Consider the following 18339-nt stretch of genomic DNA (forward strand, 5'->3'; position numbering starts at 1 on the left):
CTGCAACACTAGCAGCGCTGGGGCCCTTGTAGCGCTTGCAGCCCTTGTGGCGAGGGAGCTTGCTCCCGCTCGGTTGCGCAGCGACCGCCAAAAAAAGCGGGGCTGCTGCGCACCCCAGCGGGAGCAAGCTCCCTCGCCACAAGTTCACATCACTAGCATCACTTGCACTTGCATCACTTGCTGGTGATAGCCCCATCCACCAACGTTTGCGCCTCAGCCACCAATTGCTTGAGGTGCGCATCGCCAATGAAGCTCTCGGCGTAGATCTTGTAGATATCCTCGGTTCCGGATGGGCGCGCCGCGAACCAGCCGTTTTCGGTCATCACCTTCAGGCCGCCGATGGCCTGGTCATTACCCGGTGCGTGGCTGAGGATATTCTGGATCTTCTCCCCGGCCAGTTCGGTGGAGGCCACCTGATCGGGCGACAGCTTGCTCAATAGCGCCTTCTGCTGCGGGCTGGCCTTGGCATCGACGCGTACCGAGAACGGCTCGCCCAGCTCGTCAGTCAATGCCCGGTAGGCCTGGCTCGGGTCGCGACCAGTGCGCGCCGTCATTTCAGCCGCCAGCAACGCCGGGATCAGGCCGTCCTTGTCGGTGCTCCAGACGCCGCCGTCCTTGCGCAAGAACGAAGCACCGGCACTTTCTTCACCACCAAAGCCCAGGGATCCATCGAACAGGCCGTCGGCAAACCACTTGAAGCCCACCGGCACTTCATAGAGGCGCCGACCCAGGCGCTTGGCCACGCGATCGATCAGGCCGCTGCTGACCACCGTCTTGCCCACGGCCGCATCGGCGCGCCATTGCGGGCGATTCTGGAACAGGTAGTCGATGGAGACCGCCAGGTAATTGTTCGGCGCCAACAGGCCGCCGGACGGCGTCACGATGCCATGGCGGTCATGGTCCGGGTCGCAGGCAAAGGCCACGTCGAAACGCTCTTTCAGGCCAATCAGCCCTTGCATCGCATGGCTGGAGGATGGGTCCATGCGGATCTGCCCGTCCCAGTCGACGGTCATGAAACGGAAAGTGGAGTCCACGTGGGTGTTCACCACTTCCAGGTCCAGGCGGTAATGCTCGGCAATGGCCGGCCAGTAGCGCACGCCTGCGCCACCCAACGGATCGACGCCCAGATGCAGCCCGGCGGCGCGGATGGCATCGAAATCGATGACATTGATCAGGTCCGCCACGTAGGTGTTGACGTAGTCGTGACGGTGGGTGGTGTCGGCCTTCAGGGCTTGCTCGTAGCTGACGCGCTTGACGCCGGCGAGCTGGTTGGCCAGCAGCTCGTTAGCCTTGGCTTCGATCCATTTGGTGATGTGCGTATCGGCCGGGCCACCGTTGGTAGGGTTGTACTTGTAGCCGCCACTTTGCGGTGGGTTGTGGGACGGCGTGATGACGATACCGTCCGCCAATCCCGAGGTGCGGCCACGGTTGTAGCAGAGAATGGCGTGGGAAACCGCCGGTGTCGGGGTGTATTCATCGCCCTCGGCGATCATGACGGTGACACCGTTGGCCGCAAATACTTCCAGCGCGCTGGCACCCGCCGGGGTCGACAGCGCGTGGGTGTCGATACCGACGAACAGTGGCCCGTTGATGCCCTGGGCTTCACGGTACAGGCAGATCGCCTGGCTGATGGCCAACACGTGCCACTCGTTGAAGCCCAGGTCGAAGGAGCTGCCACGGTGGCCGGAGGTGCCGAAAGCCACACGCTGGGTCGCAATCGAGGCATCGGGTCGGCCGGTGTAGTAGGCCGTCACCAGTCGCGGGATATCGATCAACAACTCTGCCGGTGCCGGCTTGCCCGCAAATGGACTGACTGTCATGCAAAACCTCTGAGTGGAATGGCTCGGTAAATGGAGTGCAGTTTACTGACAGTTCGACCATGGTGCGATGGGTTCGATCCATTGCCGCCGATTACGCTTGTTCCAGCCTCAAGGCATCGGCCAGCGCACAGAGCGCAGCATCCATGTCCTGTGGCCCGGTCAGGGCATGGGTCAGGCGCATATGCTGCGCATACAGCCCCTGGAGACTGAACAGCTCCCCTGGCGCGATGACGATTCGCTGGGCAAGCAACCGATGGAAAACCCGCCGCAAGTCAACCTGTCGCGTCGACTGCATCCAGATCGTCGCGCCACCTTGGGGTTCTGCCCATTGCAGGCTGTCTCCCAGCCGCTCACGCAGCAATTGTGTGGTCGACACCGCACTTTCGCGCAGCAGGCGGCGCAAGATCAGCAAATGCTGGTCAATCCGACCGTTGCTGTACAGCCGGGCGATGGCTTTCTGGCGAATCGGCGACAGGCGAAACGCACGCAACAGGAAATGCCGCTGCAGGTGCAGGGTCAACTGGCGCGACAACACGTAGCCATACGGCGCCTCTGGCCCGATGGTTTTCTCGAACGTCGAGTAGACGATCAGCCGGTCCGGGTCGAGCAAGTCTCGAAAAGGCGTCCCCCTTGCCTCGAACGCCAGGTCTGTATGGCTGTCGTTCTCCAGCACCCAGGTCCCGTGCCGCTCCAGCAGATGCGCAATGGCACGCCGGTTCTCTTCAGGAACGAGCGTTCCCCCCGGCATGTTCAAGACTGACGACAACACCACCAGGCGTACCGTTTCGTTCACCAGCAGTTGTTCCAGTTGCTTGACGTCGAGTTCCCCGCCGGCCAGCAGTGGCAGCTCGATGACCTTGACCTCCGCCGCCTGCAGCAGGCGCAACACCGTCCAGTCGCAGGGCGATTCGATCAGCACTACGGCCCCCCTCAGTGCCAGCACCGCGATCAGGATCTCCAGGACGCCCCGCAGGTCGGCGCCAATGTAGACGTCATCGGCATTCCAGCAACGGGCCGGCGAAGAGGTGTAGCGGGCCGCCAGCGCGGCGCGAAGCTCCAGCTCGCCCCAGGGTTGCGAGGGTGTCTGCGAGGAGCGTGGGTACTGGCGCAGCAGTTCGCGCTCGAGCAGCAACAGCGGGCTGTCCAATGGCTGCATCGACGCCGGCTCATCCGCACTGAGCACCTGCATGCCTGGCCGTCGGGCATTGACGTACAGGGTCTCGAGCAAATCATCCCCGCCGTCAAGGGTGGTCATGCTGGGCACTGGCAGCGCGTAGTAACCGGACTTGGCGATCGAATAGACCCGCCCTTCCTTTTCCAGCAACGAATAGGCGTACTGGATGGTCGATATCGACACGTTCAGGCGCTCGGCCAGTTGCCGCAGCGACGGCAGGCGAACCCGTGCATCAACCTCCAGCTCGTTGATCAGCGTGGTCAGGTAGCGATAAACCGCCTGGTAGGCGAAGTCTGTCTCCCGGCAGCCTCTCATCGGCTCAGGCCAGGAGAGCGGGTCGCAGCCGACCCAGTCGCAACGTCGGGTACAAGGACTGGGGATGAGGTAGATGAATCCGTCAAACCTCGTTCCTCAATGCCTTGCCGAGCGTTCATGCAGCCCATCGACGGCAGGCCCGGCTTCTGAAGTGTCGGCCCCGTCAATGGCCTGCCGCAGATCGGTGCCTGGGGCAATTTCCGGTTGTTCCGGCAGAGAGACACTCGCCCGGTACAGCTTGCCAAGGATGTCGATGGGCAGGCCGCTGACATCGACCATCCACTGCGCTATCTGATCGGCGACGGTCGCGCCCTGCATGGCCTTGTGCAGGTCCGGCATCGCCACCAGCATGCCAGGGTGGCAGCACCGCAGGAAATGCTCCAGGCCCGCGCCCTGCCCCACGAAGGGAGCAAACAGCATGCACACCAGTTGCGTTTCGCTGAGCCCCAGGAGCTTTTGCGCTTCAAGGGCGGCGTAGGCACGACGTTCGGGAATCGATGACGGTGAGCCGAACAGCGCCCGAGCCTGTTCGCAGGCGTGTTCCGGCAGTTGCTTGCGATGCATGATCATGATCGCCCGCTGTGTGTAGTCCCCGTATCCCGTTTCATAGCTGCGTCCGTGCACGTAGCAGGCCTGCAGGCCGTGCAAATGAGCCGACAACAGCGGGCTGAGGTATTCGTTTTCGGGCGCCGATGGGACAAGCCCTTCGGTCTGCACCCGCAGGAACTCATTGAAGAGCGGCCAGTTGGTTCCCTCCGAACGATCGACGATCAGGTCGTCGATGCCGACATGGCCTACTCGTCGGCACGCCTCGAAGTGCCCCTCGGGCTTCCAGGCACCGAGGCGCTCCGGCCCGTAGAAATGCCGGTAGACATTGCCGCCCAGGGTATCGAGGTGGGCGAAGAGGTTGTCGAAGCCGCAGGCATGGTCGGTCAGCAGGCCGATCTTGCGGGTCGCGCGGCGAAGGCCCGATATGAATTGTTTTTGCTGGCGCGGTGTATCGCTGCTGACCAACGAATCCACGCCCGACTCCCAGCGGGCCATGTGCCGATAGAACTCGGCCATCGCCAGGTAGCCGTCGTCGCCAATCTCCAACGGGCCGTCGACCGTACGAAGGTGTCCCAGGACCAGCAGGTCCATGCGATTGGCTTCGTGGCCGGCCACCGACAAGGGCTGGCGGTGATTGAACGGCAACACCTCGCGGTTATCCGCCATCAGCAATTCGACCCGGGGATCATCGTAGACAAACAGCGCGCTGTAGCAGCGGTGGATGTTTTCCAGGGTCGCCTGGGTGGTTTCGCTCAGGCGTGGCGTGGCGACGCGCAAGGCGAAGGTCGTCGGATGCCGCCCCGCGATACTCAGTTGTGCGGCCCGCAAGGCGGTCAGCACGTAAAAACTTTCCCTGCTCCCGTTCTGGACCGTCAACACGCGATAATCGCCAATCCGCTCGATGCCTCCGGCGGCGACAATTAAACGCTGGATCAAAAGCTGCAACGCGGTACGTTCTGCCCGGGAATAAAAACCCAACAGTCGTTGCAGTATCTGTTGATACACGTGAGTCATTGCCTGCTCATGAATTGCACTCATAGCCATTTACCTGGAAATTCAACTATCGGCGTCGCATCCGCACCAACGTGACTGCGCGACGTGTTGGTCTAGATGGTTGTTCTAGCACTCAAAGAGTATTAGCAATACGCTCAAGCATTGCCTGTCGTAATTATTTGATACATATACTGAGAGTCGGATCACACCCCATCGCACTCCCGCCGAAAGCAGCGGAAACCGGGGACCTAACCGACCGCAGGGTACGTCCTAGGAGAATTCCGACAACGTCCCACAGACAATGAGTACGAGAAACAAAGAACTTGCCGAACTTCAATTGACCCTCTACCCCACCCTGTTTTCCCCAGAGTCGATAGATAGCCTCGCACCCATTAATGCTCATTGCCCCTTGAATGCATCTTGAAGGATGAAAACCTTCGAAAAAGTTATACCGCACCACGACTTCTTCCTTGATATGGAAATCAGCGTTCAATTATCAAGACTTAAACAATGATTAGAAGATACAGATTGAGGGCAAAAACCAGTTCAGATGTTGGCCGACAGACCGTTTCAGTCTTGAACGAACCGTGACAGGCCATTGAAGACGCGAAAGGTGAGGTACGAACGCAGCACCGCCAGGCAGGAGGTGCCGTAAGAAAGGAGGGAGTGTCAGGACGAAGGCAGCGCAAGAGCCCGGGTGATGACTCTTGCGCAAGACAGGGTTCAGGCCGGGTCGACGACCTGAAGGGCAACACGCTCACGGCAAGGGCATTCACCCATGTAACGATGAGCCTCGACAAACTCGGAAAACGGGAAGACCCGAGTTTTGAGTGGCAGCAGCACACGGTCGGCGGTCAGTTGGTTGATATCGCGCAGTGCTCGTTGCAAGGCCACCTGGTCCTGGAGAATGCCCAGTTCCGGCTTGCCGGTGAAATTGCCGATGCAGTGCACAAAGAACTGAATGTTCTTCTGGAACGCCGCGCAGGCTGGAAACGGCGTCTGGTTGCCGCCCTGCAAGCCATACAGCACCAGGCTGCCGCGCGGTGCCAGCACGTCGCCCAGCAGCGACATCTGCGGCCCGCCGAGACCGTCGAATACCACATCGACGCCACGGTTGTCGGTGAGCTTGTTGATTTGCATCAGCAAGTCCTGCTCTTCGGTGACGATGACCTTCTCGGCGCCCAGCGATAACAGGTACTCACGCTCGTCAGCCGTCTTGGTAGCGGCGATCACCCGCACACCCAGGGCCTTGCCCAGTTGTACGAAGGAAGGACCGGCGCAATGACTGGCATCGGTAACCAGGGCGAATTGCCCCGGCTTGACCCGCGCCAGGTCCATGTAGGCGAAATACGCGATCAGCAGTGGCGTGTAATGCACAGCGGCTTCGATCGGGCTGAGCACGTCGGGATAACGGGTCAGGGCGGTGCGTGGCAGCACGATGACTTCACCGTACACCGGATAATCGTTCGGGCTCTCGGCCGGGAAACTGGCGACCTTGTCGCCCACGGCCAAATCATCGACGCCGTCGCCAACGGCCGTTACCACACCGGCCATTTCATGACCCAGGCCCGAAGGCAGGCGCGCCTGGGACGACGCCAGGTTCTGGCGCCACAAGATGTCGTACCAACTGATGCCGATCGCTTCGACGCGGACCTGCACTTCTCCTGGCGCAGGAAGAGCCGCCGCATGCTCTTCGCATTTGAGCACCTCGGCACCACCAAACTTGTGAAAACGGATCGTGCGGGACATCGCAAACCTCGTCAAAGTAACCTCTAATGCCATGAACTCTATCCGGGCTTTGTGCCCAAGACCATCAGTGGCTATTAATAGTCGACATGCCTGTCATTGATTCCGCAGCAAGAAAAACCAACCAATCCTGTAGGACTTAACCTAAGAAAACTCAATTAGCCGGTGCAGAGTACCAGCCTTTCCCCGTAAGATTCATGCCGGCCATTGTTCCCATATGGCCGCTCACGTCAAGCTTGCCGAATCTGCCAGGACTCCAGATGAATCGTAATGACCTGCGGCGTGTCGATCTGAACCTGTTGATCGTGTTCGAAACATTGATGCATGAACGCAGTGTGACTCGCGCGGCCGAGAAACTGTTCCTAGGCCAGCCGGCCATCAGCGCCGCGCTATCGCGCCTGCGCAGCCTGTTCGATGACCCGTTGTTCGTACGTACCGGCCGCAGCATGGAGCCTTCGGCCCGGGCGGTCGAGATCTTCGCCCTGCTCTCCCCGGCCCTGGATTCGATTTCCACGGCGGTCAGCCGTGCGGCGGAATTCGACCCGGCCACCAGCACCTCGGTGTTTCGCATTGGTTTGTCGGACGACGCCGAATTCGCCCTGCTGCCGATGCTGCTCAAACGCCTGCGGGCCGAAGCGCCCGGCATTGTGCTGGTGGTGCGCCGGGTCAACTATATTTTGATGCCCGGTTTGCTGGCATCCGGTGAAATCTCCATCGGCGTCAGCTACACCGACGACCTGCCGGCCAACGCCAAGCGCAAGGTCCTGCGACGCAGCTTGCCCAAGGTGTTGCGAGCCGACACCGCGCCGGGACGTCTGACCCTGGACGAGTTCTGCGCTCGTCCCCATGCCTTGGTGTCCTTCGCCGGTGACTTGAGCGGCTTCATCGACGAAGAACTGGCCAAACTCGAGCGCAAGCGCCACGTGGTGCTGGCCGTGCCGCAATTCAACGGCCTGAGCACGCTGCTGTCGGGCACCGACATCATCGCCACCGTACCCGACTACACTGCCGACGCGCTGACCGCCGCCGGCGGCGTCCGCGCCGAAGACCCGCCCATACCGGTGCGCAGCTTCGAGCTGCACATGGCCTGGCGCGGCTCCCAGGACAACGACCCTGGGGAGCGCTGGTTGCGGTCGCGGATTCAGATGTTTTTCGGGGATCCGGATAGTCTTTGAAAGGACTGACAACACGGTCTTTTTGCCCGGCTTCAATCGCTAGCGCCAATCCAAGTAACGAAACAGCTCTTCCTCCTGTTCAAAATGCAGTTGCACCAGGGTGTCCAGGCGGATCAGTTGATGCTGGATCTCATCGGCAGTTGCCGTGGCGGGGGCGCAACTGAAGTCGTCGCTCATGCGCGCCAGCAGATGAATAAGCCGAAAAATCTCCCGGTGGACGTGGCTCATGGCCGATAGCGGGTCCTCGCCTGTCATGTTTCGTATCAGCAGTGGGTACAGTGTGTGCTCATCTTCGCGCTCATGCTGCGCCAGTGATGTCTGCAGAAGGCTGACCAACTCCGCCAGATCAGTCCGTGCCTGTTCAGGTGGTCGCTGGGAAAAGTCGTTGGCCATTCGGTGCAGATCGCTCAGTAAAGCACCGAGTTGCTGGTGTTCAGCTTGCAGGTGATCAATGTGCTCAGCGGCCAGCTTTCTTTTCCCCAGCGCTTGCAGCGGCCCCAAGGCGCGCAAGGCGTTGACGATGATCACCACGTCGATGCCCTCCTGCACCACGGCGCCAACCAGCGGCGGTAGATAACCGAGGGCCGCCAGCACCATGGCCAGCAATGACATTCCCATCCCCACCAGCACGCCTTGACGAGCGATAAAACGGGTTCGCCGGGCGATGTCCAATGCCTCGACCAGGCGATCGAGGCGATCGACCAGCAGCACAACGCCCGCCGCTTGCGCAGAAGCGGTGGCACCGCTGGCCCCCATCGCCACGCCGACGTTGGCCGCCGCCAGCGCGGGGGCGTCGTTGATGCCATCACCGACCATCAATGTGCTGGCGCGCAGGCAACCCTGCTGTACAGCCTGCACTTTATCCTCGGGGCTCAACCCGGCACGCAGTTCATCTATCCCGGCGGACAGGGCAATCATTTCGGCCGTTTCCAGGCGATCCCCGGTGAGCATGACGATCCGTTCAATCCCTCTATTGCGCAGTCGACGCAGGGTTTGCGGGGTTTCGCGCCGAACGGTGTCCAAAAAGACCAGCAGGCCAGCGAGCTTGCCATCCACGGCGATGAAGCTTGCGCTGCATGCCTGGTAATCCATGTGGCGCAGCATGGTGGTGGCCCAGTCGCTCACGGGCGCATCGTGATTGGCAAACGACAATGTGCCAAAACGCACCTGTACACCGTCGACCTGCCCAGACAGCCCTGCACCGGGACTCTCCTCTACCCCTTGCGGGACGAAGAGCGGCAGTTTGCGCTGATGCGCCGCGTCGACGATGGCCTGGGAGATGGGGTGCGTCGAAGCCTGGGCGAGTGAAGCGGCCAGGCCAAGCAGGCGTTGCGGATCGATGGGGCCGTTCGTCTCGATCGACTGCAAGCGGGCATGCCCGCTGGTCAAGGTGCCGGTCTTGTCGAGGAATACCTGTTTAATGCCGGCCAGCGCTTCCAGGGTCACGCCATCCTTGATCAGTATTCCGCGCCGCGCCGCCCGCGAGATACCGGACATGATGGCAATCGGCACTGCCAGTATCAAAGGGCACGGTGTGGCCACCACCAGCACCGCCAGTGCCCGCAAGGCATCACCACTCATGTACCAAGCCGTGGCTGCCATCAGCAACGTCAAGGGGATGAAGAACAGCGCATAACGGTCAGCCAGGCGTACGAAAGGCGCCCGCGAATGGCGTGCCGCCTCGGCCAGGCGCACGATCCCGGCGTAGGTGCTTTGCGCCGCCGTGCTTGTGGCGATGAGCAGGATGGAGTCACCGACATTGGAAACCCCGCTGGACAGTTGCTCGCCTTCCCGGCGCGTCCGCGGTAACGATTCGCCGCTGAGCGCCGATTCGTCGAGAATGGCCACAGGGCTCAGCAAGCGACCATCAACCGGAATCACTTCCCCCAGCCGCACCAGTAATGTTTGCTCGGGCTGTACCTGCTCAACGGGGATTTTGCGTAGGCCGTCCTCCTCCTGCACCCAAGCGAAACGTGGCGCCCGATCGATGAGCGCACTGAGCTCCCGCTCGGCACGTTGGCGGGTGAAGAACTCCAGGATCCGGCCGCTCGCCAGCATCAAGGCAATCAGCGCGGCCACCAGGGCCTGCCCAAAGACCAGAGCGGCGGTGATCGACAGCAGGGCGATCAGGTCGACACCGCTCTCGCCCCGGGACAGGCGCTTGAGGATTTCAACCAGCAGGACCCCAGCCATTACCAGGCTGCCCGCCGCCCAGCATATCGACGCCCATTCGGGTTGCTGTGCAACATGCGCAATGGCCCCAGCCAGCAGCGTCAGTGCGGTGAGCAGCAAGAGAACGGGGTCCAGCCATTTATCGAGCATAAGAAAAACTTCCTCAAAAACGATTGGCCTGCCTCGTTGTGCGAATCTTGGCAGCGCGCTCAGGGCTCGCCCCGCTTCCGTGTCGTTGCCCGTCGGGACATGGCCCTTACCCTATCGATCCTAGCGATCAACGGCCAGCGAGCACTGTTACCCACTTGACCTAGCTCAATGTCTTGACGCTGACCGAGGGTAAAAAAGAGGAACGGGCGACTCCTGCCCCTTCTACCGAGGACATCGTCATGAGCGACCTGAGCCTGCGTAACACCATCCTGGAAGAGCTTGAATTCCAACCCCACATCGATGCCGCGGAAATTGGCGTTACAGTTCACAATGGGGTTGTCACCCTGACTGGGCACGTCAGCGACTACGCCCAGAAAGTCAGTGCCGAACGTGCCGTCAAGGCGGTGAAAGGCGTGCGCGCAGTGGCCGAAGAAATCCAGGTAAGACTGAACAAGGATGCCGGTACAGCGGATGACGCCATCGCCAGTCGCGCACTGCACATCATTGATTGGAGTTCCGATCTTCCAATAGGCGCTGTCAAGGTGATCGTGGAGAACGGCTGGGTCAGCCTGGAAGGCCAGGTGGACTGGCAGTACCAGAAGGAAACGGCAGAACGGGCCGTACGCAAGCTTTCGGGGGTGGTCGGCGTGGACAACCGGCTCACGCTTCGTCCCCAGGTGGCCGTGGCCGATATCCAGCGGCGCATTGAAGAAGCGCTCAAGCGCAATGCCGAAATCGACGCCAAGGCGATTCAAATCAAGGTTGAAGGCAGTGTGGTCAAGCTTGAAGGCAGAGTGCATCTGTGGCGTGAACGCCAGATCGCGGAACGGGCCGCCTGGTCTGTGCCGGGGGTCAACAAGGTGGAGGATCATTTGCTGATCGCCTGAAACTGTAGCCCGTAAGAACCCCTTGGCCCCGCAACGCTGTTCACTCAAGCAAGTAGCTGAATCTACTCTTGAACTGAACAGCATTACCTTCTCTCAGGGATTTTGATATTCCACCTGCGTGCTCAACTTTGAGGGATGACGTTCATGAACTCACCTTCGCAAAAACTGATGGAAAAGCTCTATGGCCGGCAATATCACGTTGATAGAGCCCACATAGTCCCTTTGCTGCGTCAATACGCAGAACCACTGCCGGACCTGGACTCACCCAGTTTTGCCGAACTGTTCGATCGCTACGCCGACGCGCGGGTGGTGCTGATCGGCGAGGCGAGCCATGGAACCCACGAATTCTATCGAGCCAGGGCGGCGATTACCCAACGACTGATCGAGCGTCACGGGTTCAACATTGTGGCGGTTGAGGCCGATTGGCCGGACGCCGGCCATGTCGACCAGTACGTCCGGGGGCTGGCGCATTCGGCGTGGAAGCGCCATATCTTCAGCAGGTTCCCTACCTGGATGTGGCGTAACAGCGAAGTGAAGGCCTTCACCCATTGGCTTCATGAGCACAATCACCGACTGGCTGCCGAGCAGCGCGTCGAGTTTCGCGGATTGGACGTCTATAGCTTGCGCAACTCCATTCATGAGGTGCTGAGCTATTTGGAGCGGGTCGACCCGCAGCTGGCCCATGAAGCCCGGCGACGCTATGGTTGCTTGACCCCGTGGCAGGATGATCCCGCGCTGTATGGCCATTTTGTCGAGCGCGACGGTGTGATGCCCTGCGAGCAACCGGTGGTCGAGCAGCTCAACGTCATGCTTGCCGAGCAATTGGCCGGGCTCATTCGCGACGACGAAGCGTTCTTCAACGCAACGCAGAACGCCAGGGTGGTGGTGGCGGCGGAACAGTATTACCGCGCGGTTTATCGAGGATCGACGCTCTCCTGGAACCTGCGGGACCGACACATGTTCGAGACGTTGCGTGCATTGCTCGAACATCGGGGGCCGCACGCCAAGGCGGTGGTTTGGGCACACAACTCCCATATCGGCCACGCAGGCGCCACGGAAATGGGTTGGAAGGGGCAGTTCAACATCGGTCAGCTGTGCCGTAGCACCTTTGGGCGCGACGCCGTCCTGATCGGCATGGCCACCGACAGAGGCCAAGTGGCTGCCGCCGATGACTGGGACGGTGAGATGCGGATCAAGGACATTCGCCCTTCCCGACCGGACAGTTGGGAACATCAGTTCCTCAAAGCTGGGGTTGCGGCGTCCCTGACCGACTGGCGGGACCCGCAGCGAAAAGAGCTGCGACGGGTCTTGTCCCCTCCTTTGCTGGAGCGGGCCATCGGGGTGATTTACCGCCCCGAGAGCGAGCGTTCCAGCCATTACTTCGAGTCGGTACTGGCCGAACAATTCGATGCCATGATCTGGTTCGAGCAAACCACGCCGGTCACGGCGCTGCCCCTGCCGCACAACCAGCCACTGGAACCGGAAGACGAAACCTATCCGTTTGGCGTATGAGGAGGTAGGCAGCCTGCTTAGGGGGTGGAAGCCAGCAGGTATTTTTCAAACCAGTCGCCGGCTAGCCTGGCGACTTCTTCCAGGGTGCCCGGCTCTTCGAAAAGATGCGTGGCACCCGCCACGACTTCCAATGCCTGCTCGCACCGAAGGGCCTGGCGACTTTGACAATTCAAGTCGAACACCAGCGGGTCCAGTGCACCGACAATCTGCAAGGTCGGCGCCTCTACCTTGAGCAACGCCGGCCCCGCCAGGTCGGTTCGCCCTCCCCGGCTGACCACTGCCGCGACCGCATTCACCCGCTCGGCCGCCGCCACCAGCGCCGCAGCTGCGCCGGTGCTGGCGCCAAACAGTCCGATCCGCAGCGCGTGCAGTTCAGGGTTGCGGCCAACCCAGTCGATCACATGGATCAGGCGCCGGGCCAACAGGGGGATATTGAAGCGCAACTCGCCGGTCAGATTGTCCATACGCTGCTCATGTTCCGTGAGCAGGTCGAACAACAGCGAACCCAGGCCACGACGGGCCAGGACATCGGCCACGTATTGATTACGTGGGCTGGTACGCCCACTGCCGCTGCCATGGACGAAGATCACCAGGGCACGGGTGTTCGCCGGCAAACGCAGATCGGCCGATAACTCGACGCCTGGCAAGTCGATGGTTCGAGATTGAGGTTCAAGCATCAGGATGCTCCGTCGTGCAACCGCTCGCCGCTTCCCGCTGCCAGGCTTGGTGCATGAGATCGATGACTTCATCGTCCGACGTCTGGGCAAAACTCAAATACCAATAACCAATCGACATCATCCACTCGGGGATGAGCGGGCAAATCACTTCATTCACTTCGCTGCGCAACGCCTCAACCGTTTCCAGGGGAGCAACCGGCACCGCGACAACGATGCGCGCCGGGGACTGCACGCGTACCGCATGGACCGCGGCCATCATGGAGGAACCGGTTGCCAGGCCGTCGTCGACCAGGATCACGACCTGGTCCTTGAGCTGCAACGGGGGGCGATTACCCCGATACACCTGTTCGCGCCGCAACAGTTCCTGCGTTTCCCGGGCGACGACGGCATCGAAACTGGCGCGGTCGATCGGGTGCACCCGCAGCGCCTCGTCGTTGAGGATCTGTATGCCACCACTGGCAATGGCGCCCATGGCGAACTCCGGGTGCGACGGGACGCCAAGCTTGCGCACCAGCATCAGGTCCAGGCGAACGTTCAGGGCCGTCGCGACTTCATAAGCCACCGGGACGCCACCACGGGGCAAGGCAAGGATGATGACGTCAGGTCTGTTGGCATATTTGAACAAGGGCTCGACCAGCCGCCGACCGGCCTCGGTGCGGTTCGGCAAAGTGGTTTGCAATGAGGGGCTCTGAATCATGGGAACCTCCTGAGGCAATGATGCCTGTCGCTTCGTTATGGACGATCCTGGTCGCGCTAGATGGCCAGGACGCTGCAAGTTACCTGGTACAGGGTATGTTCGGTCGTGCTGCCCAAAAGCTTGTCCAGGCCATGGGATTGGACCCTGCCCATCACAATCACATCCATATGCTGCTCATCGGCGAACGCGCTCAGCACCGCGACAGGGTGCCCTTCAATGAAGTGACGTCGCTCAGCGGCCACGCCATGTCGGTCAGCCAGGTCGAAAAAGGACTTTTCATGTTCTTTGCGCAACTGCTCGCCAAGATCCGAGAGCGCTAGACCGCCGCCGCCCATATCGCCCATGTACACCATCGAAATGTCGCAGGCGTACAGCAAGTGCAACTCGGCATCGCATTGGATGGCGAGTCCGCATGCCTGCTGGATGATCCGCTCATTGAGCTCGTTGTCTTGCGCCAGGGTACTGGACGCGTCGACCGCCGCCACGACCTTGCGTGGCAAGGGACGGTCGCTTTCACCCAGCAGGTACACCGGTACCGGGCAATGGCGCAGCAAGCGCCAGTCCAGGGGGGTGAAAAAGGCCCGTTTGAACGCTGACTCGTGCTGCACCTGCTTGATCAACAGGTCGGGCTGCATCTCGGTGACGTGATCGAGAATGTCTTGCTGCATGTCATCAGCCCAAGTCACCTCCGTCGTCACGTCGATGCCTCTGTCGCGCAGGTGATTCGCCTGGTTCTTGAGCCAATCGCGATGGTCTTGCAGGTAGCCTTCGCGCGCCTGCTCCCGGTCACCTTCCTCGAGCAGTGACAACAGTTTCCAGGAAGGGATCAAGGCGGCGACGTGCAGGCTCGCACCGCTGGCCTTGGCCAGGGCCGCAGCGTGTCCCAGGGCATGGGAGTGGCGCAGGGCCGGGTTGATGATCAGCAATAACCGTTGATACTGGCTCATGATCGGACTCCATGGAACTTGCATAGGAACTGGCACGTTTGTCACTGCCTGTCACCGCGGGCCATTGTCGTATCTGCCGCTGCAACGGGCACCTTCGTTGTAGATTCACCATCCTCCGTCAGGGCGACCGTGGCGTTGATATATATCAATTACTTTCGACGACCAGGCCTTCAACGGCGCATGCGTGTCGGGACGGGTTGGCGGTTCGCCCTCGTCAATCACCGGCCTTTGTTTGGACCGCGATTGATCAATGTCAATCTCGTCAGTGGCAACCGGATTACCTTGGGTACATAACCCATGGTCTACGGACAGGAGAAAGGCGATGACGATCCTATTGGCCAGTCAGCGGGTGCGCCTGTATGACAGCAACGAGCTGGATGACGTGCTGCAGGTAATGGCGCGCAAGGCCGCGACCCTCCTGCCCCCGACCCACGCAGCACTGATTGGTATCCAGCGCCGGGGCGAACCGCTGGCTCAACGGTTGCGCGAGTACATCGCGCATCGGACCGGCCAGCCGCAACTGCCTCTTTACCCTCTCCAGGTCAAGCGCTACGCCGACGACCTGCAAGTGCTGCATACCTACACCCAATTGACCGAAAACCCGGCCCTGGGCGGTCTCGACCTGGCCAATACCACGTTGCTGGTGGTCGACGATGTGCTCTTCGAAGGCCATTCGCTCTTGCGCACCTGCGCGTACCTGGCGCAACTGGGGGCACGCCGCGTCCATACCGCCGTACTGGTGGACCGGCATATATGCCAGCAACCGATTCGGGCCGACATTGTTGGCATACATTTGCAGGTCGCCGCCGATGACATCGTCGAATGCCATGTGCCGCCTTTCGAAGAGACGTATTGCATTGAGGTGGTGCGCCATGGCGCCGCCCGTTGAGGATGCGCTCGATCAAGGCCGGTGGGCCATGCAGGCTCGCAATGGCAAACATGCATAGGGATACGTGCCACTGAAATGAGGCGCCATTGCCGGCAGTCTCAGAGGAGTCTTGCATGCTTACCCTGCCCCCCCTTCTTTTTGCCCTGCAAGGCAGCGAACACTATGCCGCTCGCGTGGCTCAACGACTTGCTTGCCCGTTGGCACGCCATGAGGAACGTGACTATGAAGACGGCGAGCACAAGTGTCGGCCGTTGGATCCGGTAAACGGTCGCGAGGTCGTGGTCTTCCACGCCTTGTACGGCGATGGCCGGCAGAGCGCCAACGATAAGCTGTGTCGCCTGCTGTTTTTTTGCGGCGCCCTCAAGGATGCCGGCGCGCGCCAGGTGCAGGTGGTTTCACCGTATCTCTGCTACGGGCGCAAGGACCGCCGCAGCCAGCCTCAAGACCCGATCATCACCCGCTACGTGGCGTCGTTTTTCGAAGCCTGTGGCGTGGATCGCCTGCAGACCCTGGACGTGCATAATCCCGCCGCGTTCGATAACGCGTTTCGCCTGCCTGCATGGAATCTGCAGTGCTCAGAACTGTTCGCCGAGCATTTCGCCACACGAGTCGGCGACACCGCCGTGGTGGTGGTGTCGCCGGACTCAGGAGGGACCAAGCGCGCCGAACACTTTCGCCAGGCCCTGGAGCGGCAGCTGGGGCGTACGGTCGGCAGCGCCTTGATGGAAAAGCACCGTACCCATACCACGCTCACGGGCAGCCTGCTGATCGGCGATGTTGCCGGCAAGACCGCCATTGTTTTCGATGACCTGATCAGCACCGGGGACACGCTCAAACATGCTGGCCTGGCTTGTCAGAAGGCCGGCGCCACACGTTTGTTCGCCGCCGCCACCCATGGTTTGTTTACCGCTGGCCGTCACCTGTTCGACCCGCCGATCTTCCAGCACATCGCGATTACCGACACCGTTGCGCCGTTTCGCCTGCCGCCCGACTGCGTCACACAACACTTGCAAGTGCTCGACAGCACCGGCCTGGTCGCGACGTTCCTGGCGGAGAATGGTGCATTTGATCGCCTGTGAACACGTGGATCACTGATGCCCCGCCTGGATCAGCCTAGCCAACGGATCTGCGGCACTTTACGGAGGATCGATCGCGTGTCGAGCGACGGCCGTAGATCGCTTGGTCGATGTTCATCGGTGCGTTCCTCAAAGAAGGTTATGTCGTATTCACCCCTTGTGGGTCGAAGGCTCAGGTGTGGAGGAGCGTCCTGTTTGCTCCAGATAGGTGATGAGCTTGTCCAGGGTGTCCACGTGTTGGTAATCGCTTTCGGGAATTGTCATGCCCAGCCTTCGATCAATGGCCTCGATGAAACGAAGCCAATCCATGGAATCCAGATCCACCTCCTCGCGCAGTGACCGATCGGGACGCAACTGCTCGATTTCAAGCTCCGGGGCGATGCCTTTCAAGGCCTTCAATACTTCATCACGGATCATTTTCCGATTCATATGTCCTTTCCTCAAAGCGCCTCTGGCGTCTGCAACAAACGACGGACTTCGCTCAGAAAGCGTGCGCCGTAATGACCATCGCTGACTCGATGATCGGCCGACAAACTGCAAATGACCGTTGGCATGACGCACAGCTGGCCATCGTTCACCCACGGGCGCTCACTGATACGGCCGAAACCGACCAAGGCCACCTGGGGCGGGTAGATCACCCCCAATACGCTGTCCACACCCTGGTCGCCGAGTTGCGTAACCGTCATGCCAGCGCCTCCCAGTTCGGAGCTACGCAGGGATCCGTTGCGGGCACGCTCCACCAGGCTGGCCAGTTCGCTCATTAAATGAGTCAGGGAAATATCTGCCACATGATGCAGAACCGGCGCGACCAGTCCCCCCTGGCGCAGGCTGATTGCCACCCCAAGGTCTGTATCGAGTGCGGGTTTGAAGACGTTATCCAGCCAGAACCCATTGAGCTGCGGATAGTCGCGCAAGGCCAGCGCCACTGCTTTGAGCAGCAAGACACCGGGCAACAGGCGCGTTTCGAGCGTGCTTTGCGCATTGTGCGCCTGCAACCAGGCCATGGCCTTGCCCAGGGCGATGGTTTCGCTGAGGTAGTAATGGGGAATCTCGCGTTTTGAACGGCTCATGGCCGCAGCGATGGTGTGCCGCATGGCCTGCACGGGATCCGGGGTGTGCGCCACGCGGGCGGCTGCCTCGATGTCCTCCAGGGTAATGGCCCCCTGAGGACCATGGCCTTTCAAATCCTCGGTACTGACCCCCAACTCGGCAGCACGCTTGCGCGCCGCCGGAGAAATCCGCGGGCGCCTGTCGTGCGGGGCTGGCTTTTCGATCAGCAGAGGCGCGGCAGTCGTTGTGCGTTCCGGGGCCTGTGGTTTTTCGCCCGGTTCCGCCAACCAGGCGATGGTAGTGCCCACAGGGACTTTGGCGCCGACGTCGATCAACAGTTGCGACACCGTGCCGTCATGCCAGCATTCGACTTCGATGGCGGCCTTGGTGGTATCGACGACAGCAATCACCTGACCCGGCTTGACCACATCGCCCGGATGGACTTTCCACTCCAGCAACATGCCTTCATCCATATCGGCCCCCAGAGAGGGCAGTTTGAACTCGATCATC

General features: G+C 60.9%; 15 protein-coding genes. 5 read left to right on the forward strand and 10 right to left on the reverse strand.

What is annotated here, in order from left to right:
- Window positions 1–173: 173 nt before the first annotated feature.
- The 4 genes from pgm to AC09SL_RS06095 all read right to left on the reverse strand — a co-directional run bounded on the left by pgm (window position 174) and on the right by AC09SL_RS06095 (window position 6600).
- Window positions 174–1820 (reverse strand): phosphoglucomutase (alpha-D-glucose-1,6-bisphosphate-dependent), encoded by a 1647-nt coding sequence (gene pgm / locus AC09SL_RS06080; protein ID WP_058545887.1) that lies wholly within the window; start codon window positions 1818–1820, stop codon window positions 174–176.
- A 91-nt stretch (window positions 1821–1911) separates the two neighbouring features.
- The gene (locus tag AC09SL_RS06085; RefSeq protein ID WP_058545886.1) at window positions 1912–3309 is read right to left on the reverse strand and encodes an aminotransferase-like domain-containing protein; all 1398 of its coding nucleotides are present in this window, start codon (window positions 3307–3309) and stop codon (window positions 1912–1914) included.
- A gap of 96 nt (window positions 3310–3405) precedes the next feature.
- Window positions 3406–4896: a hypothetical protein gene (locus AC09SL_RS06090; protein ID WP_058545885.1), complete on the reverse strand. Its 1491-nt coding sequence runs from the start codon at window positions 4894–4896 to the stop codon at window positions 3406–3408.
- Window positions 4897–5574: 678 nt separating this feature from the next.
- The gene (locus AC09SL_RS06095; protein ID WP_058545884.1) at window positions 5575–6600 is read right to left on the reverse strand and encodes a zinc-dependent alcohol dehydrogenase family protein; all 1026 of its coding nucleotides are present in this window, start codon (window positions 6598–6600) and stop codon (window positions 5575–5577) included.
- Window positions 6601–6857: 257 nt separating this feature from the next.
- On the opposite strand from AC09SL_RS06095, the gene AC09SL_RS06100 reads away from it, so the two are divergent.
- Window positions 6858–7772, forward strand: coding sequence for a LysR family transcriptional regulator (locus tag AC09SL_RS06100; RefSeq protein WP_058545883.1), 915 nt, complete (start codon window positions 6858–6860; stop codon window positions 7770–7772).
- Window positions 7773–7811: 39 nt separating this feature from the next.
- On the opposite strand, the gene AC09SL_RS06105 is transcribed toward AC09SL_RS06100, so the two are convergent.
- Window positions 7812–10094 carry a heavy metal translocating P-type ATPase gene (locus AC09SL_RS06105; protein ID WP_058545882.1) on the reverse strand — a complete coding sequence of 761 codons (2283 nt, stop codon included), beginning with the start codon at window positions 10092–10094 and terminating at the stop codon, window positions 7812–7814.
- Between the two features lie 239 nt (window positions 10095–10333).
- On the opposite strand from AC09SL_RS06105, the gene AC09SL_RS06110 reads away from it, so the two are divergent.
- Window positions 10334–10981, forward strand: coding sequence for a BON domain-containing protein (locus AC09SL_RS06110; RefSeq protein ID WP_058545881.1), 648 nt, complete (start codon window positions 10334–10336; stop codon window positions 10979–10981).
- A 144-nt stretch (window positions 10982–11125) separates the two neighbouring features.
- Window positions 11126–12493, forward strand: coding sequence for an erythromycin esterase family protein (locus AC09SL_RS06115; RefSeq protein WP_058545880.1), 1368 nt, complete (start codon window positions 11126–11128; stop codon window positions 12491–12493).
- A 17-nt stretch (window positions 12494–12510) separates the two neighbouring features.
- On the opposite strand, the gene AC09SL_RS06120 is transcribed toward AC09SL_RS06115, so the two are convergent.
- Genes AC09SL_RS06120 through AC09SL_RS06130 form a run of 3 tightly spaced genes read right to left on the reverse strand, consistent with a single transcriptional unit; the run spans window position 12511 to window position 14814 of the window.
- On the reverse strand, window positions 12511–13170 hold the full coding sequence (locus tag AC09SL_RS06120; RefSeq protein ID WP_058545879.1) for a dienelactone hydrolase family protein: 660 nt from the start codon (window positions 13168–13170) through the stop codon (window positions 12511–12513).
- Complete coding sequence (locus tag AC09SL_RS06125) at window positions 13163–13867, reverse strand: phosphoribosyltransferase (protein ID WP_058545878.1); 705 nt, start codon at window positions 13865–13867, stop codon at window positions 13163–13165. The genes AC09SL_RS06120 and AC09SL_RS06125 overlap by 8 nt, the downstream gene beginning before the upstream one ends.
- 56 nt (window positions 13868–13923) lie before the next feature.
- Window positions 13924–14814, reverse strand: a complete 891-nt coding sequence (locus AC09SL_RS06130) for a universal stress protein (protein WP_058545877.1) — start codon at window positions 14812–14814, stop codon at window positions 13924–13926.
- 322 nt (window positions 14815–15136) lie between these two features.
- Here AC09SL_RS06130 and AC09SL_RS06135 point away from each other — a divergent pair, with 322 nt between their 5' ends.
- A complete protein-coding gene (locus tag AC09SL_RS06135; protein ID WP_058545876.1) occupies window positions 15137–15703 on the forward strand; it encodes a phosphoribosyltransferase family protein in 567 nt (188 codons plus the stop codon).
- Between the two features lie 113 nt (window positions 15704–15816).
- Window positions 15817–16782, forward strand: coding sequence for a ribose-phosphate diphosphokinase (locus AC09SL_RS06140; RefSeq protein ID WP_058545875.1), 966 nt, complete (start codon window positions 15817–15819; stop codon window positions 16780–16782).
- A gap of 147 nt (window positions 16783–16929) precedes the next feature.
- Here AC09SL_RS06140 and AC09SL_RS06145 read toward each other — a convergent pair whose 3' ends face one another.
- Both AC09SL_RS06145 and AC09SL_RS06150 read right to left on the reverse strand, forming a co-directional pair.
- Window positions 16930–17208 (reverse strand): acyl carrier protein, encoded by a 279-nt coding sequence (locus AC09SL_RS06145; RefSeq protein ID WP_058545874.1) that lies wholly within the window; start codon window positions 17206–17208, stop codon window positions 16930–16932.
- An 11-nt stretch (window positions 17209–17219) separates the two neighbouring features.
- On the reverse strand, window positions 17220–18338 hold the full coding sequence (locus tag AC09SL_RS06150; RefSeq protein ID WP_058545873.1) for a dihydrolipoamide acetyltransferase family protein: 1119 nt from the start codon (window positions 18336–18338) through the stop codon (window positions 17220–17222).
- Window position 18339: the final 1 nt, after the last annotated feature.

It is taken from the genome of Pseudomonas sp. PF05, from assembly GCF_056521845.1.